At 60.4% G+C, this 25,132-nt stretch carries 17 protein-coding genes; 10 read left to right on the top strand and 7 right to left on the bottom strand.

Annotated features, from left to right (window positions below; all coding sequences use genetic code 11):
- Nucleotides 1-278: 278 nt before the first annotated feature.
- A complete protein-coding gene (locus OC71_RS08100) occupies nucleotides 279-1,862 on the bottom strand; it encodes a peptide chain release factor 3 (RefSeq protein ID WP_041066884.1) in 1,584 nt (527 codons plus the stop codon).
- Between the two features lie 449 nt (nucleotides 1,863-2,311).
- Here OC71_RS08100 and OC71_RS08095 point away from each other — a divergent pair, with 449 nt between their 5' ends.
- The 7 genes from OC71_RS08095 (at nucleotide 2,312) to OC71_RS08065 (ending at nucleotide 10,235) form a co-directional block, all read left to right on the top strand.
- The gene (locus OC71_RS08095) at nucleotides 2,312-3,001 is read left to right on the top strand and encodes an ABC transporter permease (protein WP_177327907.1); all 690 of its coding nucleotides are present in this window, start codon (nucleotides 2,312-2,314) and stop codon (nucleotides 2,999-3,001) included.
- A gap of 21 nt (nucleotides 3,002-3,022) precedes the next feature.
- Entirely contained in the window at nucleotides 3,023-3,916 is an 894-nt protein-coding gene (locus OC71_RS08090; RefSeq protein ID WP_041066880.1) for a glycine betaine ABC transporter substrate-binding protein, read from the top strand.
- A 12-nt stretch (nucleotides 3,917-3,928) separates the two neighbouring features.
- A complete protein-coding gene (locus OC71_RS08085) occupies nucleotides 3,929-4,582 on the top strand; it encodes an ABC transporter permease (protein ID WP_041066877.1) in 654 nt (217 codons plus the stop codon).
- A complete protein-coding gene (locus tag OC71_RS08080; protein WP_003221591.1) occupies nucleotides 4,579-5,736 on the top strand; it encodes a betaine/proline/choline family ABC transporter ATP-binding protein in 1,158 nt (385 codons plus the stop codon). Before OC71_RS08085 ends, OC71_RS08080 begins: the two co-directional genes overlap by 4 nt.
- 650 nt (nucleotides 5,737-6,386) lie before the next feature.
- Nucleotides 6,387-7,550, top strand: coding sequence for a type III PLP-dependent enzyme (locus tag OC71_RS08075; RefSeq protein ID WP_041066873.1), 1,164 nt, complete (start codon nucleotides 6,387-6,389; stop codon nucleotides 7,548-7,550).
- 579 nt (nucleotides 7,551-8,129) lie between these two features.
- Nucleotides 8,130-9,203: an alpha-xenorhabdolysin family binary toxin subunit A gene (locus OC71_RS08070; RefSeq protein ID WP_041066870.1), complete on the top strand. Its 1,074-nt coding sequence runs from the start codon at nucleotides 8,130-8,132 to the stop codon at nucleotides 9,201-9,203.
- Nucleotides 9,204-9,233: 30 nt separating this feature from the next.
- Nucleotides 9,234-10,235, top strand: coding sequence for an alpha-xenorhabdolysin family binary toxin subunit B (locus tag OC71_RS08065; protein ID WP_041066866.1), 1,002 nt, complete (start codon nucleotides 9,234-9,236; stop codon nucleotides 10,233-10,235).
- 20 nt (nucleotides 10,236-10,255) lie between these two features.
- Here OC71_RS08065 and OC71_RS08060 read toward each other — a convergent pair whose 3' ends face one another.
- Nucleotides 10,256-11,029, bottom strand: coding sequence for a tetratricopeptide repeat protein (locus OC71_RS08060; RefSeq protein ID WP_041066863.1), 774 nt, complete (start codon nucleotides 11,027-11,029; stop codon nucleotides 10,256-10,258).
- Nucleotides 11,026-11,706, bottom strand: coding sequence for a Fe2+-dependent dioxygenase (locus OC71_RS08055; protein ID WP_041066860.1), 681 nt, complete (start codon nucleotides 11,704-11,706; stop codon nucleotides 11,026-11,028). Before OC71_RS08055 ends, OC71_RS08060 begins: the two co-directional genes overlap by 4 nt.
- Before the next feature lie 207 nt (nucleotides 11,707-11,913).
- On the opposite strand from OC71_RS08055, the gene OC71_RS08050 reads away from it, so the two are divergent.
- From OC71_RS08050 to OC71_RS08040, 3 genes are all read left to right on the top strand, one after another.
- Entirely contained in the window at nucleotides 11,914-14,235 is a 2,322-nt protein-coding gene (locus OC71_RS08050; protein ID WP_041066857.1) for a TonB-dependent siderophore receptor, read from the top strand.
- A gap of 235 nt (nucleotides 14,236-14,470) precedes the next feature.
- Nucleotides 14,471-16,999 (top strand): sulfite reductase flavoprotein subunit alpha, encoded by a 2,529-nt coding sequence (locus OC71_RS08045; RefSeq protein WP_041066904.1) that lies wholly within the window; start codon nucleotides 14,471-14,473, stop codon nucleotides 16,997-16,999.
- 238 nt (nucleotides 17,000-17,237) lie between these two features.
- On the top strand, nucleotides 17,238-17,639 hold the full coding sequence (locus OC71_RS08040; protein WP_041066854.1) for an endonuclease domain-containing protein: 402 nt from the start codon (nucleotides 17,238-17,240) through the stop codon (nucleotides 17,637-17,639).
- 16 nt (nucleotides 17,640-17,655) lie between these two features.
- Here OC71_RS08040 and OC71_RS08035 read toward each other — a convergent pair whose 3' ends face one another.
- From OC71_RS08035 to ptsP, 4 genes are all read right to left on the bottom strand, one after another.
- Complete coding sequence (locus OC71_RS08035) at nucleotides 17,656-19,197, bottom strand: alkaline phosphatase (RefSeq protein ID WP_041066850.1); 1,542 nt, start codon at nucleotides 19,195-19,197, stop codon at nucleotides 17,656-17,658.
- A 185-nt stretch (nucleotides 19,198-19,382) separates the two neighbouring features.
- A complete protein-coding gene (locus OC71_RS08030) occupies nucleotides 19,383-21,116 on the bottom strand; it encodes a PTS fructose-like transporter subunit IIB (RefSeq protein WP_041066847.1) in 1,734 nt (577 codons plus the stop codon).
- 11 nt (nucleotides 21,117-21,127) lie between these two features.
- The gene (gene pfkB, locus OC71_RS08025) at nucleotides 21,128-22,069 is read right to left on the bottom strand and encodes a 1-phosphofructokinase (RefSeq protein ID WP_041066844.1); all 942 of its coding nucleotides are present in this window, start codon (nucleotides 22,067-22,069) and stop codon (nucleotides 21,128-21,130) included.
- Entirely contained in the window at nucleotides 22,069-24,930 is a 2,862-nt protein-coding gene (ptsP, locus tag OC71_RS08020; RefSeq protein ID WP_041066841.1) for a phosphoenolpyruvate--protein phosphotransferase, read from the bottom strand. Before ptsP ends, pfkB begins: the two co-directional genes overlap by 1 nt.
- Nucleotides 24,931-25,132 lie beyond the last annotated feature (202 nt).

Here is a 25,132-nt window from a genome sequence, read left to right as displayed (position 1 = left end):
TAGGCGCTGCGCCCGGATCAATCCCGGAGCGAAGGGACCCCGAGCTTTAGCGAGCGGGCCGAACGCAGGAGCAAGCGTTTTTTTGCTTACTTTTTTTAGGCGTTTGTAAAAAAAGTGAGTCGCCGTCAGGGCGAAACCCTAAGCCGCCATCACCGAAAAAACGGATATACACCCAAAACCACCCAAAGCCTGGTCGGCCCAAAGGCCGCCAAGACAAAGCCCAAAAAAAGCCCCCAAGGCCTACACCTCAGGGGCTTTCGAACAACCCAGCTCAGCGCTTAATGATGCTCACGCGTCGCACGGAATTTCACATCCGGCCAACGCTCTTCCATCAACGCCAGGTTAACCCGCGTCGGCGCCAGGTAGGTCAGGTGCCCACCGCCATCCAGCGCGAGGTTCTCCACCGCCTTGTTGGAAAACTCCTCAAGCTTCTTCTTGTCGCTGCACTCGATCCAGCGCGCGGAGTAAACAGTGATCGGCTCATACGAGCACTCAACCTTGTATTCCTCCTTTAAACGACTGGCGACCACATCAAACTGCAGCACACCGACGGCGCCAAGAATGATGTCGTTACTGCGCTCCGGGAAGAACACCTGAGTCGCGCCCTCTTCAGCCAGCTGTTGCAGACCCTGACGCAATTGCTTGGACTTCAGCGGATCACGCAGACGCACACGACGGAACAGCTCCGGGGCGAAGTGCGGGATACCAGTGAACCCGAGGACTTCGCCTTCGCTGAAGGTGTCGCCGATCTGGATTGTGCCGTGGTTATGCAGACCGATAATGTCGCCGGCATACGCCTCTTCCAGCTGTTCACGCTCGGAAGAGAAGAACGTCAAGGCGTCGCCGATGCGCACGTCCTTGCCGGTACGCACGTGGCGCATCTTCATGCCTTTCTCGTACTTGCCGGAGCAGATACGCATGAAAGCGATACGGTCGCGGTGTTTCGGGTCCATGTTCGCCTGGATCTTGAAGATGAAGCCCGAGAACTTCTCTTCCACCGGCTCGACGGTGCGCTCGTTGGCCACGCGAGGCAAAGGACGCGGCGCCCAGTCCACAACGGCGTCGAGCACGTGGTCGACACCGAAGTTGCCCAATGCAGTACCGAAGAACACCGGAGTCAGTTGACCGTCGAGGAACTCCTGCTGGTTGAACTCATGGCAGGCGCCCTGCACCAGTTCCAGCTGTTCGAGGAAGCGCTCGTACTCGTCGCCCAGATGCGCGCGCGCCTCGTCGGAGTCGAGTTTCTCGATGATCTTGGTTTCAGTGCGTTCGTGACCGTGACCGGCGGTGTAGACAATGATGTAGTCGTCGGCCAGGTGGTACACGCCCTTGAAGTCGCGGTAGCAACCGATCGGCCAGGTGATCGGCGCTGCCTTGATCTTCAGGACGGCTTCGATTTCGTCGAGCAGCTCGATCGGGTCGCGGATGTCACGGTCGAGTTTGTTGATGAAGCTGACGATCGGCGTGTCACGCAGACGGCAAACGTCCATCAGGGCGATGGTCCGTGGCTCAACGCCTTTACCGCCGTCGAGGACCATCAATGCCGAGTCGACTGCGGTCAGGGTGCGGTAGGTGTCTTCGGAGAAGTCTTCGTGGCCCGGGGTGTCGAGCAGGTTGATCATGTGTTCGCGATACGGGAACTGCATGACCGACGTGGTAATGGAAATACCCCGCTGCTTCTCCATCTCCATCCAGTCGGATGTCGCATGGCGGTCGGATTTACGGGATTTCACCGTACCGGCCACTGCAATCGCCTTGCCCATCAACAGGAGCTTTTCGGTGATCGTGGTTTTACCGGCATCGGGGTGGGAAATAATGGCGAAAGTGCGGCGTTTCGCGACTTCGGCGGCCTGGTTGGTCATGGGAAATCGCCTGGCGGTGATTCAAAAAAGGGCGGCGAGTATAGCTTAAAAAGTAACCGCCGAACCACCGTCCCTCGGTCGCGCAAAACCCTGTAGGAGCTGCCGCAGGTTGCGATCTTTTGATCTTGCTCTCAAGAACAAAATCAAAAGATCGCAGCCTGCGGCAGCTCCTACAGGTGGCCAAACAGTATCTGACGTGGGAACCTTTTAAAGCACGGAGACGTCCATCCCCTGTTACGACATTTCGTCAGGGGCTGAAAAATCAGCAAGTTAGCCTGACGAGGCTGCGCTCATGGCTCGCTTTCAGATCGCTTTGCCGGTCCTGAAAAACGGCTACTTTTCGCGAACGCTGACTTCGGCAGCCAGGAATGGCCTTGCCACACGGAGCTGCGTTCGCCGACTACAAAAAAAGGAGTCCGCCTGTGGCTATCCGCTATGGCAAAGGGCTGATGGGAGGTGCGGTGGTGATCGCGCTCCTGGCCCTGCTGGTTCACTGGATCGGCATCAACACGATCGAACACTACCGCGACGATTTGTTGTTTTACCTGCAAGCTCATCTGATTCTCGTCCTCGCTTCAATGCTGGCTGCCCTGGTCGTGGGCATCCCCGCCGGTATCTTTCTCAGCCGCCCGAGCATGGTCGGCCGCGCTGAACGCTTCATGCAGATCTTCAATATCGGCAACACCGTGCCACCGCTGGCCGTACTGGCGATTGCCCTGGGGATTCTCGGCATCGGCAGTGGTCCGGCGATCTTCGCTTTGTTCCTCGCTTCTCTGTTGCCGATCGTGCGCAACACCTACGAAGGCCTGAAAAACGTTCAGGGTTCGCTCAAAGAAGCCGCCGTCGGCATCGGCATGACCCCGCGCCAGGTGCTGTGGAAAGTCGAATTGCCTAACGCCGTGCCGATCATCATCGGTGGCGTGCGCGTGGCGCTGGCGATCAACGTCGGCACCGCGCCGCTGGCCTTCCTGATCGGCGCCAACAGCCTCGGCAGCCTGATCTTCCCTGGCATTGCCCTGAACAATCAGCCGCAACTGCTGCTCGGCGCCGCGTGCACTGCGCTGCTGGCCCTGCTGCTCGATGGCGTGGTCACCCTCGCCAGCCGTCTCTGGCTGGAACGCGGTTTGCGCCCGTCTTAAGGCTCTTGCGAAGGAATATTTATGAAACGATTTAGCTTGATCTTGAGCTGCCTCCTGCTGTTTGCAGGATTGGCCCAAGCCGCCGAAAAACCGGTTATTCGCCTCGGCGCCCGGGTCTTCACCGAGCAGACGCTGCTCGCGGAAATCACCGCGCAATACCTGCGCAGCAAAGGCTACGACGCGCAGATCACCGGCGGTCTGGGCAGTAACCTCGCCCGCAGTGCCCACGAAAGCGGGCAACTGGACATGCTCTGGGAATACACCGGCGTGTCGCTGGTGGCCTACAACCATGTCACCGAAAAACTCGACAGCGAACAGTCCTACGCCCGGGTCAAAGAACTCGACGCGAAAAAAGGCCTGGTCTGGCTGACCCCGTCGAAATTCAGCAACACCTACGCCCTCGCCCTGCCGAAAAAAGTCGCCGAGGAGTATCCGCAGATCAACACCATCAGTGACCTGAACAAGGTGCTGCGCGATGAGGCCAAGACCAATCACCTGGTGGCGCTGGACACCGAGTTCGCCAACCGCTCCGACGGTCTGGACGGCATGGTCAAGCTCTACGACATGAACCTGACCCGCAAGAACATCCGGCAGATGGACGCGGGGCTGGTCTACACCGCGCTGCGCAACGGCCAGGTGTTTGCCGGTCTGGTCTACACCACCGACGGCCGCCTGAATGCGTTCGGCCTGAAACTGCTGGAAGACGACAAGCACTACTTTCCTGACTACACCGCCGCGCCGGTGGTGCGCCAGGCCTACCTCGACGCGCACCCGCAACTGGCCGAGCAACTCAAGCCGCTGGCGCAACTGTTCGACGACGAAACCATGCGCCAGCTCAACGCGCGGGTCGACGTCGATCACGAAAGCCCATCGAAAGTGGCCGCCGATTTCCTGCGTCAGCATCCACTCAATTAAGGAGGAAAAGTCATGGAATTTCTGAACGCCTTTTCCCACCTCGACTGGCAGCAGGTGATGCACCTGACCTGGCAGCACATCACCCTGGTCGGCATCGCGGTGACACTGGCGATTCTCATCGGCGTGCCGCTGGGCATTCTGATGACGCGCTTCCCGACACTCGCAGGTCCCTTGCAAGCCAGCGCCACAGTGTTGCTGACCGTGCCATCGATTGCGCTGTTTGGCCTGCTGCTGCCGTTCTATTCCAAGTTCGGTCAGGGTCTGGGGCCGATGCCGGCGATCACCGCGGTGTTCCTCTATTCGCTGCTGCCGATCATGCGCAACACCTACCTCGCCCTGACCGGCGTCGAGCCGGGTATCCGTGAAGCCGCACGCGGCATCGGCATGACCTTCGGCCAGCGCCTGCGCATGGTCGAGCTGCCGATTGCGGTGCCGGTGATTCTCGCCGGCGTGCGCACTGCGGTGGTGATGAACATCGGCGTGATGACCATCGCCGCGACCATCGGCGCCGGAGGCCTCGGTGTGCTGATCCTCGCCTCCATCAGCCGCAGCGACATGTCGATGCTGATCGTCGGCGCGCTGCTGGTCAGTCTTCTGGCGATCTTCGCCGACCTTCTCCTGCAGTGGCTGCAACGTACGCTGACTCCAAAAGGACTCCTCAAATGATCGAACTTCAAAACCTCAGCAAGACCTTCCAGAGCAACGGCAAAGATGTCAAAGCCGTGGACTCGGTAAGCCTGACCGTCAATGAAGGCGAAATCTGTGTGTTCCTCGGGCCATCGGGTTGCGGCAAAAGCACCACGCTGAAAATGATCAACCGCCTGATCAAACCGACTTCGGGCAAGATCCTGATCAACGGCGAAGACACCACCGACCTCGACGAAGTGACCTTGCGCCGCAACATCGGCTACGTGATCCAGCAGATCGGTCTGTTCCCGAACATGACCATCGAAGAGAACATCGTCGTGGTGCCGAAACTGCTCGGCTGGGACAAACAGAAATGCCACGACCGCGCCCGCGAACTGATGAGCATGATCAAGCTGGAACCCAAGCAGTATCTGCATCGCTACCCGCGTGAACTGTCCGGTGGCCAGCAACAGCGCATCGGTGTGATCCGCGCACTGGCGGCGGATGCGCCGCTGTTGCTGATGGACGAGCCGTTCGGCGCGGTCGACCCGATCAACCGCGAGATGATCCAGAACGAGTTCTTCGAGATGCAACGCGCGCTGAACAAGACCGTGATCATGGTCAGCCACGACATCGACGAAGCGATCAAGCTTGGCGACAAGATCGCGATCTTCCGCGCCGGCAAACTGCTGCAGATCGATCACCCGGACACCCTGCTCGCGCACCCGGCGGACGACTTTGTCAGCAACTTCGTCGGCCAGGACAGCACCCTGAAGCGTCTGCTGCTGGTGAAGGCTGAAGACGCGGCGGACAACGCCCCATCGGTCAGCCCGGAAACCCCGGTGGCCGATGCGCTGGAGCTGATGGACGAGCATGACCGCCGCTACGTGGTGGTAACCTGTGCCGAGAACAAGGCGCTGGGTTATGTGCGACGCCGCGACCTGCATCGCCAGACCGGCACCTGCGCGCAGTATCTGCGCGAGTTCAACGCCACTGCAGCGTATGACGAGCACCTGCGCATCCTGCTGTCGCGCATGTACGAGTTCAACCGCTCGTGGCTGCCGGTGATGGATGCCGAGCGGGTGTTCCTCGGCGAGGTGACGCAGGAGTCGATTGCGGCGTACCTGAGCTCGGGACGTTCGCGGGGCATGAAGACCAATATCGTTTCGCCGGCTGAGGCCGTGGTCGCCTGATCGATTAAAAGGTCGAACATCTACCCTGTGGCGAGGGAGCTTGCTCCCGCTGGGTCGCGAAGCGGCCCTGCCTTTAAAAAAGCGGGGGCTGCTTCGCAGTCCAGCGGGAGCAAGCTCCCTCGCCACAGTTTTTTTGTGTTTTCAAAGACTGGAAAAGAATATCAACACCGAGGGGAGCTCTGGCACTGCTAAAGCACCCGCCATATTTATCAAAATCCCCCTCACGCCCACCTCTCGCCGTCTACGTCGCCGATGTTGCGCCTAACGTACTTACCTTCGACTTCGCCGACAAAAGCGGCGAACGTGCAGGTATTTTTAACACATGAAAATTCTTGGGGAACATCTGTCCGTCATCTCGGTCGGCTACAAAGAGTGATATCCGCGACGTACGTCAGAAGCGTGCAAAAACGCGACATTTTTAGTTGATCTCAGGCCCCTCACGCCCTAAAGTTCGCGCCGAACGTCCATGCTGGAAACGATCCATCCGGCTCAAGTACTGACGACGAGACAGCAAGGCCAAGGGCAGTTACGCCCGTGGCCTTTTTGCTTTCGGCGACATGCCTTGGGAAGTAGGCGAACCAAAGTGGGGATACGGAGGACGTTCATTTACACCCATGTTTTTACCCGTTTGCCCATAGGAGCACTCCAGCATGTCGATCCAGGTCGAAGACTATTTCGCGCGCGAAACCTTTCAGAAAATGAAGGCGTTCGCCGACAAACAGGAAACCCCGTTCGTGGTGATCGACACCGCGATGATCGCCCAGGCCTACGATGACCTGCGCGCCGGTTTCGAATTCGCCAAGGTCTACTACGCGGTCAAGGCCAACCCGGCTGTCGAGATCATCGACCTGCTCAAAGAGAAAGGCTCGAGCTTTGATATCGCCTCCATCTATGAGCTGGACAAAGTCCTGAGCCGTGGCGTCAGCCCGGATCAGATCAGCTACGGCAACACCATCAAGAAGTCCAAGGACATCCGCTACTTCTTCGAGAAGGGCGTGCGTCTGTACGCCACCGACTCCGAAGCCGACCTGCGCAACATCGCCAAAGCCGCGCCGGGTTCGAAAGTCTATGTGCGCATCCTCACCGAAGGCTCGACCACTGCCGACTGGCCGCTGTCGCGCAAATTCGGCTGCCAGACCGACATGGCCATGGACCTGCTGATCCTCGCCCGCGACCTCGGTCTGGTGCCTTACGGCATCTCGTTCCACGTCGGTTCGCAGCAGCGCGACATCAGCGTCTGGGACGCAGCGATCGCCAAGGTCAAAGTGATCTTCGAGCGCCTGAAGGAAGAAGACGGTATCCACCTGAAGCTGATCAACATGGGCGGTGGCTTCCCGGCCAACTACATCACCCGCACCAACAGCCTGGAAACCTACGCCGAAGAGATCATCCGTTTCCTGAAAGAAGACTTCGGTGATGAGCTGCCGGAAATCATTCTGGAACCGGGCCGTTCGCTGATCGCCAACGCCGGCATTCTGGTCAGCGAAGTGGTCCTGGTCGCACGCAAATCGCGCACCGCCGTCGAGCGTTGGGTCTACACCGATGTGGGCAAGTTCTCCGGGCTGATCGAAACCATGGACGAAGCGATCAAGTTCCCGATCTGGACTGAGAAGAAAGGCGAGATGGAAGAAGTGGTGATCGCCGGTCCAACGTGCGACAGCGCCGACATCATGTACGAGAACTACAAGTACGGCCTGCCACTGAATCTGGCGATCGGTGATCGTCTGTACTGGCTGTCGACCGGTGCCTACACCACCAGTTACAGCGCCGTCGAATTCAATGGCTTCCCGCCGCTGAAATCGTTCTACGTGTAACGCACGTCGATTGGCAAAAGGCCCATGTTTTCATGGGCCTTTGTTTATTTGCGCAACCATGACTCGATACGGGTCAACTGCGCATGGATCTTTTTGGCAATAGCCGACAATTCAGCCTCCCTGTCTTCACGAACGTCGTCAGCGTCTGCAGGGTCGTCAACCTCCTCCTTTAGCATTCGCAAATTTCTCTGTGAGCGCTCCCTATTGATAATAAGCGTCTGACCTTTAATACGCAGATCAGCCGTTGCCCGGTTGGCGGATAGCGCCAGCCCATTCGTTGTCTGCACGAGTCCTTCGGACTGTATATTGGCTATTCACTTACAACGCTGAACCACTCACCCAGGGCGAAGTTAAACAACGCCGACACTCAACTTAGCGCACGAAAACAAACACCCACAATCCATTAAATATTAAAAGAAAATACACACATCCCGAACAACCCAAACCCGCCCACTACTTATGCAAGAGATGTCAAAAAACGACAAATAATAAACAATAAGAAGTCACACTCAATGCATATACTCACAAGCAAAAGCAATATTAACCTTGAGGCTCTGACAACCACTCAAGGAATTAGAAGTGCAGCCCAGCTCAAACCCGCTCGTCACCAAAGACGACATCCGAAAAATAAAAAACTACATCTCTGCCGCCAAAGCTTTGCCGCGCAATATCGAAGATGTAGAGCGCCAATTGAAAACCAGCACCACCGGCATCATCGGTCTGGAGCTGATCGATATTGTTCAGCTCAATCATATGATCATCAACAATGCCAATTCGTGGAACGACATCGAGTATTCGATGAAGCGTGTGGCCGGAAGTCTCTCGACCTTTTCGGAGGACCTGGAAAGTTTTGGTCAGGAAATTATCGACGCCATCGTGACGATGCCGGGTTACATAAACTACCTGGGTACTATCGACTCGCTGAGCGAAGAAGAAATAACCCGGCTCCCACCACTGGAGATCGGCAAAGCAGAAAAGAACCGTTTCGGCTCCATTCAGGAGTCTCTCGCGTTCATCGAAAGATCGATCGGCGAGAAGAAGCTCAGCAGTGTGGATGTCAGCGAGCGATTGAAGTACTTCAAGATCGATCTTAACGACAAGGTTGCCGTCAGTATTGGTGAAAAACTACGCCTGGCCGGCGATGCGCAACTCAACCGACAGCTGACTGAACTGAATGTTGAGATTGATCGGGCGAATAAACTCATAGAGGAAAAAACCCGCGAGACGGCACCGGATTTTTTTGATCACATTCTTGGTTTTGTCGCCGCTTACAAGGGCGGCCCTCTCAGCTCGAGCGTTTATTACAAAACGCTCGAACTTCAGCAGAGTACCCATTTACGCCCATTGATCGCCCAGCGAGATCAACTCGCGGAGCAGATCAAACAAACCAACATCCTGGCCGGCACGCTCATGGAGTTCCAGTCGGGTCTGGACAGCATGTCGCTGTACGTCGAAGGCGCGATACAGAGTACCTCGCAACTGGAGACGCTATGGATCTCCGTTACCGACTACATCAACGCTTCGCAAAATAAAGTCATGGGCATGCACGAGTTTCTGACCCTCAGAAGCTTTGTCTCCAGTTTCAAGATTGTCATTAAAAACTGGAAAACCGTTCAAGCCAACGCGAATCAACTTATCCACGCATTCGACTGACGCCACCCAATCACTCAGGAAATATTCATCATGACAAACCTCAGTTATGCCCAGCCTGACCTCGGCCGTATTCAAGAAAGCCGCGAGGCAATTCGTTATCAAGCGCTCGTTGGCTCTGCCAACCTCTACATCAAAGCCTTGAGCGATGAGTTGATCGCTTTGAATGCCGCCGTCAGCGACCTTGATCTTACGGCCGCGAATATCTTCACTTCGGCAATCACAGCGCTGGAGACCGACGACCTGAACGAAAACCTGCAGGCACTGGCCAGCCTCAACGCCAGTGAACCGAGTGCTCAGGTTGAAAAAGCACGCCAGCAGTATTCGCAGATCGTCACCCAACTGATCAAGCTGTGCACTGAACAAATGACCAGACTCCACACTTCGCTGCACAACAGTGTGTTCGGGGTGCAGAGCATCGGCATCAGCAACAACCGTTTCAGACTTGAAGAGCTGGCCGCGAGCAAAATCAATCTGACCCGGGAGTACGACGCCGAGCAAATCCCGCTGGCTGAATTGAAAGACGATGAAACCGTTCTGAATCTGGCCATTGCCGAGTTCGAAAAGCTGACATTCATTGATCGAATCAAGCCATTGCTTGAACAACTGAAGGCGATCATCGGCAACAAACCGACCACCCCTGAGGCGGCGGCGCTGGAGGCCGGACTGATTATCGCCAACAAGTTTCTCGACGAAGCCAACGAGCTGATCAAATACAAGGATCTGATCAAGGCGCGCCAGATCATCCAGACGCGCCTTGCACAACGCGAGGAGCGCGTGGCGTCGCTGGCCAGGCAACTGCGCGACAATGACGACAAGACCCGCCAGTTGAAAGATACGCAGAAGGTTGTGCCACACCAGCAAACCTATGTCAGTGAGACCGGCAAACTGACGGCTGCGTTGTCCGCGTTTCTCGGTGCGGTCACGGCTGCGCCGAATGAAGACGTTCTGCGGCGTGGCGAACGAGTGCTGGAACACAGCCAGTCCCTGCGCAATTACCTGATCCCGCTGCAGGGACGCTGGTTACGCGGGTGATCGAAGGCGCCTGCCCTCGATTACTGATGGAGAGCAGGCGCCTCGGCGTCAAGGGCCGCCAGACGCTGACGGTACTCGGCGCCCATGGCGCGTATCTGCGGATGCTTGGATGCCAGCAACGATTCGCCGCTGACGCGCAAGAACTTCACATTGCCGAGCAGCAAAGCCTTGCGCAGCCATTGCAGCGCCTCTTCGATTCGCCCCGCTTGCGCCAGGATCGCGGCGTGACTGAACTGCCCGCGAAAATCCCCACCCTCGGCGGAGCGTCGATACCAATCGTGCGCCGCTGGCAGATCCATCGGGCCTGCCCGCCCTTCCTCCAGATACCGTCCCAGCAGGTTCATCGACTTCGCATGGCCCGCTTCAGCGGCGCGCCGATACAACGCCAATGCCTGACGCTGATCGACCATGACACCGCGCCCGGTCGCCAGCAGATTGGCGAGGTTGTACATCGCCCAATCCAGCCCCGCGTCAGCGGCGATTCGATAATGCTGCGCGGCAATCGCGGCATTCGCGACGCATCCCCAGCCATGCTCATGACAACGGCCCAGCATGTTGCGCGCCATCAGGTGCCCTTGCCCGGCGGCGATGGCGAACCAGCGCAGTGCCAACGTTTGATCCTGAGCAATGCCACGGCCATCGAGCAGGATCTGCCCGAGCAACGCCTGCGCTTCAACAATGCCCTGGCCGGCGGCGAGCAGAATCGCCTGCGCCGCACGCGCCGGACTTTCTTCGAGCATGGCGCTGAGCTGCGCAACGTCGAGCACCTCCTCGCGCCGCAGTTGAAAACTCATACCTCGACCCAGCGCCGCAGCAGGTTGTGATAGGTGCCGGTCAGGCGAATCAGCGACGGGTGATCAGGCATGTCCTGAGTGAGCTGCTGGATCGCCCCGTCCATCTCGAACAGCAAGGCGCGCTGGCTGTCTTCGCGCACCAGACTCTGCGTCCAGAAGAACGACGCATAACGCGCACCACGGGTGACGGCATTGACCTTGTGCAGGCTGGTGCCGGGGTACAGCACCATGTCGCCGGCGGGCAGTTTCACCCGTTGCGTGCCGAAGGTGTCCTGGATTTCCAGTTCGCCGCCGTCGTAATCCTCGGGTTCACTGAAAAACAGCGTGGCCGACAGATCGGTGCGCACCCGCTCGATGCTGCCTTTGGGCTGACGTACGGCGTTGTCGATGTGAAAGTCGAAACTGCCGCCCGCCGTGTAGCAGTTGAGTAACGGCGGGAATACTTTGTGCGGCAGCGCGGCCGACATGAACAGCGGGTTTTTCCACAAGCGTTCGAGCATCGCTGCGCCGATTTCTTTGGCCAGTGGGTGGCCTTCCGGCAGTTGCAGATTGTGCTTGGCCTTGGCCGACTGATAGCCGGCGGTGATCTTGCCATCGGCCCAATCCGCCTGCTCCAGCGCCTCGCGGATGCGCTGCACTTCTTCTTTGCCGAACAGGCCGGGGATGTGCAGCAGCATGGCGATCGTACCTGATGGTAAAGGGGTGCCAATGGTATTGATTCTTATTGGTTGTGTAAAACCCGCATGACGGATGAATCGGCAAAAACCGTAAGGTTAAATTGTAAAGAATGTAAATTCGTCGCGAATAACAATGTTTCGCAATTGATACGAATACCCGTTTACCCTATATTCCGCGACCTCAAATCCTTGGGGAGGGGAATAAAAATGTCACGTCAACACGCACAATTGCCGGTCAGTTCACCACGCTTGCTTGCTTCGGCCATTGGTGTCGCCATCACCGCCGGTTCCGCCGGCCACATGGTCTTCGCCGCAGAAAAGACCGACAGCAAAGCCTCCGGCAATGCCATCGCCCTGGACGCTACCGCCATCACCGGCGAAGCGCAGGACTCGACGTCCTACCAGGTCGAAAAAGCCTCCTCGCCCAAGTACACCGCGCCGCTGGTCGATACCCCGCGCTCGGTCACCGTCATCCCGCAACAAGTCCTGAAAGACACCGGCGCCCTGAACATGCAGGACGCGCTGCGCACCGTGCCGGGCATCACCTTCGGTGCCGGTGAAGGTGGCAACCCGCAGGGCGATCGCCCGTTCATTCGTGGCTTCGACGCCCAGGGCGACACCTACCTCGACGGCGTGCGCGACACCGGTTCGCAGAGCCGCGAAATCTTCGCTGTGGAAAACATTGAAGTCAGCAAAGGCCCGAATTCGGCCATCGGCGGTCGCGGCGCGGCCGGTGGCAGCATCAACCTGGTGAGCAAAAAAGCACACTTGGGCAACTCGTTCGACGGTGGTTTCACCTGGGGTTCCGACCAGACCCAGCGTTACACGCTGGATGGCAACTACCAGTTCAGTGACACCGCTGCCGGCCGCCTGAACCTGATGAGCCACGAGAGCAATGTCGCCGGTCGCGACAAGGTCGACTACGACCGTTGGGGCATCGCGCCGTCCCTGGCGTTTGGCCTGGGCACCGACACCCGGGTCAACCTGGACTACTACCATCTGGAAAGCAACGACACCCCGGACTCGGGCATTCCTTACACCATTCCGGCCGGTGGTTCGGCGGCACGTACCAAGTCCAACCCGGACAAGCCGTATGCCGGTGGCGATCACAGCAACTTCTACGGTCTGGATCGCGACTTCCGCAAGGGCCGCACCGACACCGCGACTTTCGCCATCGAGCATGACCTGAGCGATTCGCTGACCATCAAGAACACCCTGCGCCACGGCACCAGCATGCAGGATTACATCCTGACTCAGCCGGACGACAGCAAGGGCAACGTCAACAATGGCAGCGTCTGGCGCCGTGCCAACACGCGGGTCAGCAACACCGAGACCACCACCAACCAGACTGATCTGTTCGGCAATTTCTACGTCGCCGGTTTCAAGAACAGCTTCTCCACCGGTGTCGAATACACCCGCGAGGAAGGCCAGAAGTCCTCGTACAACGTCAACACCGACACCACGCCGCGCACCAGCGCCGCGACCACCAATTGCACCCCGTCGATGATTGGCGCATCGAGCGGCTACAACTGCACCTCGCTGTCGAATCCGAACCCGAACGATCCGTGGAACGGCGCGATCTCGCGCAACTACGCTGGTACCGACACCAAGGCCAACACCTACGCGCTGTATGCGTTCGACACCCTGGAGTTGTCCGAGCAGTGGCTGGTGAACATGGGCCTGCGTTACGACCACTTCGACACCGACTACAAGACCTACAACAACGCCGGCACCACCACCGCCAAGGGTGATGACACCAGCGAATTCGTCACCGGTCAGTTCGGCGTGGTCTACAAACCGGCGCCAAACGGCAGCATCTACGCTTCTTACGCGACCTCCGCGACGCCACCGGGTAACACCCTCGGTGAAGGTCAGGAAGGTAACCCGCTAGGCGGCACCCCGGATCGCAACGGCAACCTGCTCAAGAGCGACATGGAGCCGGAAACCACCAAGAACTACGAAATCGGCACCAAGTGGGATCTGTTGAACGATCGCCTGTCGCTGACCGCTGACGTGTTCCGCACCGAGAAAGAAAACGCTCGCGTACAAGTCGACACCACCTCCTACGAGAACGCCGGCAAGACCCGCGTGCAAGGTATCGAGCTGTCGGCCAGCGGCAAGATCACCGACAAGTGGCAAGTGTTCGCCGGTTACGCCTACATGGACAGCGAACAGGTGGACGGTGGTGACCTGCCAGCCAACAAAATCAACAACGGTAACGAGTTGCCCAACACGCCGAAAAACAGCGCCAGCCTGTGGACCACTTATCAGGTCACGCCGAAGCTGACCCTCGGTGGCGGCGCGTTCTACGTCGACGACGTCTACGGCAGCGTGGCCAACACCACGATGGTCGATTCCTATGTCCGTTACGACGCGATGGCCGCCTACAAGCTGAGCAAGAACGTCGACCTGCAACTCAACGTGCAGAACCTGACCAACGAGGTCTACTACGACAAAGCCTTCTCGACCCACTTCGCCAACCAGGCGGCGGGCCGTACGGCGCTGTTGAGCACCAACTTCCACTTCTGACCGATGTGGAAACCTGTGGGAGCGAGCCTGCTCGCGAAAGCGGTGGGTCAGTCAAGTAGAGGCTGACTGACACGACGTCTTCGCGAGCAGGCTCGCTCCCACAAGGTCTGCGCCGCAAGGCTTGGCCCCGTTCATCCATTGAACGGGGCCTTTGTGCGTAATCAAAGAAGCTCTCGACAACCCACGGCATAATGCGCGCCGTGATGACAATTTTCGAACGGACAAGGCGAGCGACGTGTTGAAGAAAACCCTGTTCCAGTTGCACTGGTTTTTCGGCATCACTGCCGGGCTGGTGCTGGCCCTGATGGGCATTACCGGTGCCGCCTATTCGTTCCAGGACGAAATCCTGCGGGCGCTGAACCCGTCGGTGTTGCAGGTGGAAAAACAGGTCGCTGGCGTCCTGCCCCCGGTCGAGCTGGTGGAACACATCGAAGCAAGCTCCGGCAAGAAAGTCGGCATGCTCTGGGTCGAAACCGACAGCGGCAACGCCGCGCGCGTCTACTTCACCCCGCCCAAAGGCGAACGTCGCGGCGAGATGCGCTACTTCGATCCGTACACCGGCGAGTTCATGGGCGACGCGGTGGGCCAGGACTTTTTCGGTCTGATGCTGCAACTGCACCGCTTCCTCGCCATGGGCGATACCGGGCGCAACATCACCGGCGCCTGCACCCTGATCCTGCTGTTCTTCTGCCTCTCCGGGCTGTACCTGCGCTGGCCGCGCCAGTGGAACAGCTGGCGCGTGTGGCTGACCCTCGACTGGCAGAAAAAGGGCCGCAGCTTCAACTGGGATCTGCACTCGGTGGCCGGCACCTGGTGTCTGCTGGTGTATCTGCTGCTGGCGTTGACCGGGTTGTCCTGGTCGTACGAGTGGTACAACAAAGGTCTGACCAGACTGCTTTCCGATGCGCCGCAAAACGAGCGCATGCGCGGCGGTCGTGGCCCGGCGCCGGAAGGCCCGGCACCGACGGCCGACTACGCGGCGATGTGGAGCAGCATCTACAGCGCTGCCGGCCCGGGCCTGTCCGCCTACAACATCCGCATGCCGCCAGTGGCGGGGCAACCGGCGACCGTGTTCTACCTGCTCGACAGCTCGCCGCATGATCGCGCGCTGAACCAGATCACCCTCGACCCGGCCACCGGCATCGTCAAACGTGTCGACCGCTACGCCGACAAGAGCTTCAAGGCACAGCTGTTGACCAGCATTTACGCACTGCACGTCGGCAGTTATTTCGGTCTGGCCGGAAGGATCATCGTCACCCTCGCGGCGGTGTGCATGCCGCTGTTTTTCATCACCGGATGGCTGCTGTATCTGGACCGCCGGCGCAAGAAAAAACAGATTCAGGACGCGCGCAAAGGTCTTCAGGCTCCGGCCGGCGATGCACCGGCATGGCTGGTGGGTTTCGCCACTCAGAGTGGTTTTGCCGAACAACTGGCATGGCAGACCGCCGGGCAATTACAGGCCGCCGGGTTGCCGGTGAAGGTGCAGCCGCTGGCGGACGTCAGCGCCGAGGATCTGCGTGAATCGAGCAATGCGTTGTTCGTGGTCAGCACGTTCGGCGACGGCGAAGCACCGGACAGCGCACGCGGTTTCGAACGCAAAGTGCTGCGCACCGCTGCCAGCTTCGACGGCTTGAACTATGCGGTGCTGGGCCTCGGCGATCGCCAGTACCCACACTTCTGCGGCTTCGCCCGACGCCTGCATCAGTGGCTCGGCGATCACGGCGGCAAGACCCTGTTCGCTCCGGTCGAAGTCGACAGCGGCGACCCGTACGCCCTGCGTCACTGGCAGACGCAGCTCGGCCTGATCACCGGGCAAGCGCCGGTCGACACCTGGCAAGCGCCGAGCTACGACAACTGGACGCTGGTCAGCCGCGAACTGATGAATCCCGACAGCAGCGGCGCGCCGGTTTACCTGTTGGGCCTGAAGGCGCCGAGTACCAGCAGCTGGCTGGCCGGGGATCTGGTAGAGGTGCTGCCACGCAATTGCGCATGGGCGGTCGAACATTTCCTCGACGGCCTCGGCATTCGCGGCGAAACCCGCGTGACGATCAACGGCCTGGAAGAGCCGCTGGAAGTCGCCCTCGCCTCGCGCCAACTGCCCGAGCATCGCGCGCATCTGGTCGGCCTGCATGCGCAAGCGCTGGTGGACGCAATGGTGCCGCTGGCCATGCGCGAATACTCGATCGCCTCGATTGCCGCTGACGGTGTGCTGGAGTTGATCGTGCGCCAGGAGCAACACAGCGATGGCAGCCTGGGCATCGGTTCCGGCTGGCTGACCGAGCATGCGCTCGTGGGCGGCAGCATCAGCCTGCGCGTGCGGCGCAACAGCGGTTTCCACTTGCCGAACCAACCGGTGCCGATGATTCTGCTGGGCAACGGCACCGGCCTCGCCGGGCTGCGCAGCCTGCTCAAGGCACGCATCGCCGACGGTCAGCAGCGTCACTGGCTGCTGTTCGGCGAGCGCAATCGCGAGCATGATTTCCTCTGCCGCGCGGAGCTGGAAGAGTGGTTGATCAATGGCGATCTGGCGCGACTCGATCTGGCGTTTTCACGGGATCAGGCGCAGAAGATTTACGTCCAGGATCGCCTGCGCGAATCCGCTGAAGAGCTGAAAAAGTGGCTGGCCGACGGTGCGGTGATCTACATCTGCGGCAGCCTTCAGGGCATGGCCGCTGGCGTCGATCAGGCACTCAACGACATCCTCGGCAGCGTCGAAGTCGAACGCCTTATCGAACAGGGCCGCTACCGCCGCGACGTGTACTGACTCAGCCAAAGAGCCCCTCACCCTAACCCTCTCCCGGAGGGAGAGGGGACTGATTGGGGGATGCCGGATAAATACGCCGACCTGAAGGTGATGTACCGAATCCGTAATCGACTCGGTCTTTCAGGTCGATGTACAACTCGATACAACTCCGTAGGCTCCCTCTCCCTCCGGGAGAGGGCTGGGGTGAAGGTCCTCGTCTACAGTGAGATTTCCAGCCACTTCACAAGGATCGTGAAGCATGCAAAATCGCCTCACTCTCGCTCAGTTTGCCCGCCAGTTACGCAGCAGCCAAACCGATTGCGAACAATTACTCTGGCAAAAACTTCGTTCACGCCAAGTCGCGAATCTGAAATTCCGCAGGCAGTTTCCATGTCCGCCCTATGTCCTGGATTTTTACTCCGTAGAGCTGAAACTGGCGATCGAGCTGGATGGGGGTCAACACTATGAAATAGCGGGCTTGATCCACGATCAACGTCGGACGCTTTTCCTGGAACGTCAGGGCATTGAAGTTGTGCGATTCAGTAATCTCGAAGTAATGCAGCAGATGGATGATGTACTGGAGCAAATCACAAGAATTGCCGCGAATCGAAAAACACCCTCACCCTCCAAGCGGTCCGACATTTTGGGAGGGCCGGGGTGAGGGTTGCTTTTGATCTTCAAACTGGCTGCAACTTCTGCTCAAACACCGCCACCCCATTCAAATCCCGCAACACCACACTCATCTCCCCGCTCTGCCCTTCGATATTCACCTCGCCAAAAAACTGAAACCCGGCAAACGGCGAAGCGTTCTGCGTGGGTGGGGCCTTCTGGAACACCACTTCCGGCCCGAAGGTCTTGTCCAGCGGATTAGGCCCGAAACTACCGGCATTCAGCGGCCCGGCGACAAATTCCCAGAACGGTTCGAAATCCTGAAACGCCGCGCGATCCGGGTGGTAATGATGCGCCGCGCAGTAATGCACGTCCGCGGTCAGAAACACGAAATTGCGCACGTGCTGCGCCCGCAGAAAACCGAGCAGTTCGGCGACTTCCAGTTCACGCCCTTGCGCCGGGCCGGGATCACCGTTGGCCACCGCTTCCCAGCGTGCGACGCCCGGGCTGACCTCGCCGTCGGGCACGCCGAGGCCGATCGGCATGTCGGCGGCGATCACCTTCCACTGCGCCTTGGAGTGCTTCAAGCCACGCTTGAGCCAGTCCAGTTGTTCGCGCCCGAGGAACGGTTTGGCCGCGCCAAGGTTGTCGTCGTTGGCGCCGCGATAGCTGCGCATGTCGAGCACGAACACGTCGAGCATCGGCCCGTAGCTGAGCTTGCGATAAATCCGCCCACCGCCATCGGCCGCCTGCAAACGCATCGGCGAATATTCCAGCCAGGCCTTGCGCGCACGGCCGACCAGGGTGTGGATATCTTTCTCTTGATAACGCTCGTCGAGCTGCTTGCCCGGCGACCAGTTGTTGACCACTTCGTGGTCGTCCCACTGCCAGATCTGCGGTACTTCAGCGTTGAAGCGGCGGATGTTTTCATCCATCAGGTTGTAGCGGTAATTGCCGCGATAGTCGTCGAGGGTCTGCGCCACTTTGCTCTTGGCTTCGGTGGTGAGGTTGCGCCAGATCCGCCCGCCTTCGGTGGTCACTTGCGCCGGCACCGGGCCGTCGGCGTAGATGGTGTCGCCGCTGTGGATAAAGAAGTCCGGCAGGCGCAGGCGCATGGATTCGTAGATGCGCATGCCACCGATATCCGGGTTGATGCCAAAGCCCTGGCCGACCGTGTCACCGCTCCAGACGAAACGGATGTTGCGTCGCGCCTTCGGTGCGCTGCGCAAATGGCCGAGCCACGGCTCGCTGGCGACGCCGGATTGTGCGTCCTTGAAATACACCCGATAGAAAATCGCCTGATCGGCGGGCAGCCCGGTCAGCTCAACCCGGGCGGTGAAATCGGTGCGCGCATCAGCCAGTGGCGAGACGACACGGCGCGGGTGGCGAAACTGGCTGCGGGTGTCCCACTCGACCACCATCCGCGCCGGACGGTCGCTGCGGCTCCAGATCATCGCGCGGTCGCCTTGCAGGTCGCCGGACTGCACGCCGTCGGTGAGTTGCGGCCGATCCTTGACCGACGCCATCACTGCCGGCGCCAGCCCCGGCATCAGCAGCCCGGCACCGACAACCTGCATGACCCGTCGGCGACCAACGTTGAAATCGCTCATGCGTGTTCTCCCTGAAAAAAGGAAAACTTAAGCACGCTCACATGACCCGGAAATGACACCAGACACACCACACAACCCATGTGGGAGCGAGCTTGCTCGCGAATGCGTCCTATCAGTCGAAATCTTATTCGCTGACACACCGCTTTCGCGAGCAAGCTCGCTCCCACAGAGTTTTGTAGAGCCAGTTAAGCCTTCGCGGGTTCCAGCGCCAACTCAACGGCTTCCGGACGCTTGACCGTCGCATAGACAACAGCCGTCAACAAACTTCCCGCAACAATCGCCAGCAGATACAACAACGCATGATTGATCGCATTGGGGATCGCCAGCACAAACAAGCCACCATGCGGCGCCATCAGTTTGCAGCCGAAGTACATCGACAACGCGCCGGTCAACGCACCGCCGGCGATGCTCGCCGGAATCACCCGCAGCGGGTCTTTGGCGGCAAACGGAATCGCCCCTTCGGAGATGAAACACAGCCCCAGCACCAGCGCCGCTTTACCGGCCTCGCGCTCGGTCTGGGCGAACTTGCGGCGAGCGATGAAGGTGGCGATGCCCAGCCCGATGGGCGGCACCATGCCGGCGGCCATGGTCGCGGCCATCGGCGCATAACTCTGCGAAGCCAGCAGCCCCACCGAGAACGCATACGCGGCTTTGTTGATCGGTCCGCCGAGGTCGACGCACATCATGCCGCCGAGCAACACGCCGAGCAGAATCGCGTTGGTGGTGCCCATGCTGTCGAGAAAATGCGTCAGCGCCGCGAGCATCCCGGCGACCGGTTTACCCACCACGTAGATCATCACCAGACCGGTGAACAGGCTGGCGAACAACGGGATGATCAGAATCGGTTTCAGCGCTTCGAGGCTCTGCGGCAACGCCACATAACGACTGATCAACTTGGCCGCATAACCGGCGATGAAACCGGCGACGATCCCGCCGATGAAACCGGCGCCCAAGGTGCTGGCAAGCAAACCACCAATCATCCCCGGCGCCAGGCCCGGACGGTCGGCGATCGAGTAGGCGATGTAACCGGCGAGCAGCGGCACCATCAATTTGAAAGCGGTCTCGCCGCCGATCTGCATCAGTGCCGCCGCCAGCGTGCCTTCTTCCTTGAACGCGGTGATGCCGAAGACGAAAGACAGCGCGATCATCAACCCACCGGCCACCACCATCGGCAGCATGAACGAAACACCGGTCAGCAGGTGTTTGTAAACGCCGGTTTTCTCTTGCTTGGCCGGCGCCTTGCCGTCGCTCGCAGCGTTCTCCACCTGAGCTTCGGCTAGGGCTTTTTTCAGTGTGGCTTCGGATTGCTTGAGGGCAATGCCGGTGCCGCAGCGGTAGATTTTCTTGCCGGCGAAACGCTCGGTGGCGACTTCGATGTCGGCCGCCAGCAACACCACGTCAGCCTCGGCAATCGCCGTTGCGCTGAGCGGGGTTTTCGCGCCGACCGAGCCTTGGGTTTCGACGTGCAGTTCATAGCCCAGACGCTTGGCCGTCTGCTGCAACGCCTCGGCCGCCATGAAGGTGTGGGCAACCCCCGTCGGGCACGCAGTGATGGCGACGATGCGTGGCGCACGTGGCGCAGCGGCAACCGGGACGGCTTCGCTGGCGAGGTAAACTTCGGCCTCTTGCGCACCACGGCGCAGCACCGCTTCGACATCCTGCAGCGCTTGCGCCGGGGCGATGCGGAACACGCGCTTGCCGACAAAACGCGTCATGTCGATGTCACCGGTGGAGACCAGCAGCACCCACTCCGCCGCCTCAATGGTGGCGGCCGACAGTTCACGTTCCGGATGCGCCGCATCGACCACTTCAACGCTGGTGCTCCAGCCCTGACGCTGAGCTGCCGCGTCGAGCAGACGGGCGCACAGCACACTGGTGACCATGCCGTTCGGGCAGGCCGTGACAATGGCTAATTTCATGACAAACCCTCTTATTGTTCTGTCAGGGGACGCACGCGCACGCCCTGTTCGAGCCGCGCCAGTTGCGCCGCATCGTTGATGCCGAAACCGATCTGCGTCACCGCCATCGCGGCAATCGCCGTGGCGGTGCGCAGAGTCTGCTCGGGCGTGTCGGCACTGAGCAGACCGTGGAGCATGCCGGCCAGCAGCGAATCGCCGGCCCCTACCGTGCTGGCAACCGTAACCTTCGGCGGCGTGGCATGCAGTGCCGAGCCGACACTGAACCAGTTCACACCGTCGGCACCGTGGGAGATCACCACGTGCTCGATGCCTTTGGCATGCAGGCACGCCGCTGCCTGGGCTTCGGCGGCGTGCGAAACCACATCGCAATCGAGCGCATCGGCGAGTTCTTCGGTGTTCGGTTTGATCAGCCACGGGCGCGCTTCAATGGCCGCGCGCAAGGCTTCGCCGCTGCTGTCGAGGGCGACTTTCAGGCCGAGGCCGTTCAGGCGTTCGATCAACTCGCGCAACCACTGCGCGCTGACGCCACGCGGCAGACTGCCGGCGACCACCACCGCATCATGCCCCGGAGCGATCCGCAGCAGACGCTCAAGCAACGCCTGCTGCGCCGCCGCGTCGACCACCGGCCCCGGGCCGTTGATGTCAGTGATGCGACCGTCGTGCTCGGCGACCTTGATGTTGCTGCGCGTCTCCCCCGGCACGCGAATGAACGCGTCGATAAAGCCGCGCTTGGCGAACAGGGTTTCGAAGGCTTGCAGATTGTCTTCGCCGAGAAAGCCGCTGACCGTCAGTTGATGCCCGAGGTCTGCGAGTACCTGGGCGACGTTCACGCCCTTGCCGGCGGCATGGGTGTGCATCTCGTCGCTGCGGTTGACCTGACCGGCCTCCAGGCGTGACAGCTCAACCGTGAGGTCCAGCGCCGGGTTGAGGGTCAGGGTGAGAATCTTGGCCATTACAGGGCCTCCACTAATGCACGCACTTCGTTCGCGCTGCCCACGGTGAGGGCGTGTTGAGCAAGGGTTTGCGCCTGGTTCAGGCTGAGTTCGCGGATGCGCGCCTTGACCTCGGCGATGCTGCGCCCGGACACGCTCAGCTCATCGACACCGAGGCCGACCAGCACCGGCACCGCCAGCGGATCCGCCGCCAGTTCGCCGCACACACCGACCCATTTGCCATGGGCATGCGCGGCGCGCACGGTGATGTCGATCAGATGCAGCACCGCCGGGTGCAGGCCGTCAGCCTGGGCCGATAGCGTCGGATGACCACGGTCAATGGCCAGGGTGTATTGCGTCAGGTCGTTGGTACCGACGCTGAAGAAGTCGACTTCCTTGGCCAGCACCGGCGCCAGCAACGCGGCGGACGGCACCTCGATCATGATCCCCAGTTGCAAGTCCGCGACCGGGATTTCCAGGCGCAGGCGTTCGGTCATGTCGCGGGCCTGACGCCATTCTTCAACGCTGCCGACCATCGGGAACATGATCCGCAACGGCCGGTTGTCCGCCGAACGCAGCAAGGCGCGCAACTGCGCTTCCATGACCTGCGGACGCTGCAGCGTCAGGCGAATGCCACGCACGCCGAGGAACGGGTTTTCTTCCTTGGCGATCGGCCAATACGGCAGCGGTTTGTCGCCACCGACATCAAGGGTGCGCACCACCAGCGGCCGACCGGCGAGGCCATCGAGAACGCGGCGGTATTCGGCTTCCTGAGTGGCTTCGTCCGGTGCCTGCGGGTGGGCCATGAAAATCAGCTCGGTGCGCAGCAGGCCAATACCTTCGGCGCCCTGCTCGACCGCAGCGGTAACGCCGGCGCTTTCACCGATGTTGGCGAACACTTCCACGGCGTGACCGTCGCTGGTGTGCGCCGGTTGATGCCGTTGTTCGGCGGCAGCCTTGAGGCGCTGCTCACGGGTGTCGCGTTCTTCGGCGGCACGTTGCAGGGTCGCAGCATCGGCGTCGACGTGCAGGCGACCGCGCTGGCCGTCCAGCAGCAGCGGCGTGCCCGGTTCCAGCAGTAACACCGCTGCGCCCGCACCGACCAGCGCTGGAATCCCCAATGCACGGGCGACGATTGCACTGTGCGCCGTGGCGCCGCCGCGCGCGGTGAGAATCCCCGCTACCCGCGCCGGATCCAGCCGTGCGACGTCCGACGGGCCGACCTCGTCCATCACCAGAATGTACGGTTGCTCCGGCTCGTTCGGCGTCTGTACGCCGCAGAGTTGCGCCAGCACCCGGCGACCGATATCACGCAGATCCGCCGCCCGCTCGGCGAGCAACGCGTCCTGCAGCGATTCCTGTTGTCTGGCTGCCGCTTCGATCACCGCCATCCACGCCGCTTCGGCGCTTTCGCCTTGCTTGAGGCGAGTGTCGACTTCGTCGGTCAGTTCCGGGTCGTCGAGCATTTCCTGGTGGGTGATGAAAATTTCGCGAATCGCCTTGGCCTTGCTGCGTTCGATCAGGCCCTGGATGTCACTGCGCACATCGCTCAACGCTTGCTTGAGGCGCTCGCGCTCGATGGCGGCGGACTCGCCGCGCAACGGGTAATCGATAGCCTGTTGCACCTGAATGTGCGCTGGGCCAATGGCGATGCCCGGTGCAGCAGGGATCGCCTGCAACTGCGCGCCGGACGCCGGGGCGATCAGCACCTCGGCAATATCGGTGATGACTTCGCGTTGCTGGCTCACGGCCGGCAGCGGTTCGACTTCTTCACCGAGGCCTTCTTCGATAGCGGCCAGCAATGCAGGCAAGGCATCGGCGGCGATGCTCGGCTCGGCGATCAACTCCAGCACCTGACCACGCCGCGCACCGAGGCTCAGCAGTTTGCTCAGGCTTTTCACCGACACGGCGCTGTCCGCGCTGTCGACGATGCGCACACGGATTTCGCCGTCAAAACTCTTCGCCAGTTGCGCAAGGATCTTCGCCGGACGTGCATGCAGACCGTGGGCATTGGCCAGGGCAATACGCGCGCTCGGCCAGTCGGCGGGCAGTTCGCCACCGAGCACTTCGAGGACTTTGCGGCTGCTGGTGGCACGGCCCAGCTCATGGCCGCGACCTTCAATCAACAACGCGCACAGACGTTCGAGCAGCGCCTGATGCGCCTCACCCAAACTGGCCAGGCAGAACAGACCGCTCAGTGGCTGGCCGAGGTAACGCATCGGCTTGTCCGGGGTGACGAAGGCCAGGCCCGGGCGCTTCACGGTCTGCTCGCTGTGCAGCCACCACAGGCCATCGCCCAGCGGCAGCGCTTCGACTTGTTGCAGCACGCCGGCAAATCCGTTGCTCACACAATCGGCCTGCCGCAGCAGACGCGCGCCACGCCAGACCAGTTCTTCGAAATCGTCAGCCGACACCCCGAGGCCGATCATCTGCGCATCCAGCGCCAGTTCCTGCGGCGCACCTTGCAGCAGTTTCAGCAACGCTTGCGGGGAGCTGGCGCGACGCAGGGCCTGGCCCAGATCGGTCTCGCCGAGGGCGCGGGTCAGCAGTTGCAGCAGGCGCAGGTGTTCGTCGGATTTGGCAGCGATACCGATCGCCAGATACACGATCTGGCCATCACCCCAATCCACGCCCTCGGGAAACTGCATCAGCCGCACGCCAGTGGCGAACACCTGATCGCGGGTCTCGGGCGTACCGTGGGGGATGGCAATACCCTGGCCGAGAAAGGTCGAGCCCTGGGCTTCCCGGGCCTGCAAGCCGGCGAGGTAGCCATCGGCGACCAGGCCATCGGCCACCAGATGATTGGCGAGCAATTGCAGGGCGGCGGGTTTATCCACAGCCGATTGGCCCATGGATATCTGCTCTATAGTGAGCTCGAGCATGCGATCTCCTTTTTGGCACATGGATGCGCCAGGATATTGTTTTGAATGGTCACAGCTTAGGCGCTGGTCAGCCTGCTTTTCAGCGGCCGTTTTGGCGGTTTCACGGCAGAACCGGCCAAAGGCGTCTAAAACGTAGAAAATACGCTTGCTGAAACGTTTAATCTAGATTGATCGGCACGTTACTCGATAATGTCTCATCCTT

The sequence above is a fragment of the Pseudomonas sp. W15Feb9B genome (genome assembly GCF_000828175.1).
GTDB classification, from domain to species: Bacteria; Pseudomonadota; Gammaproteobacteria; order Pseudomonadales; family Pseudomonadaceae; genus Aquipseudomonas; species Aquipseudomonas parakoreensis.
The sequence above is the reverse complement of the archived record's forward strand: the minus strand, read 5'-3'. Positions and strand labels throughout refer to the sequence as shown.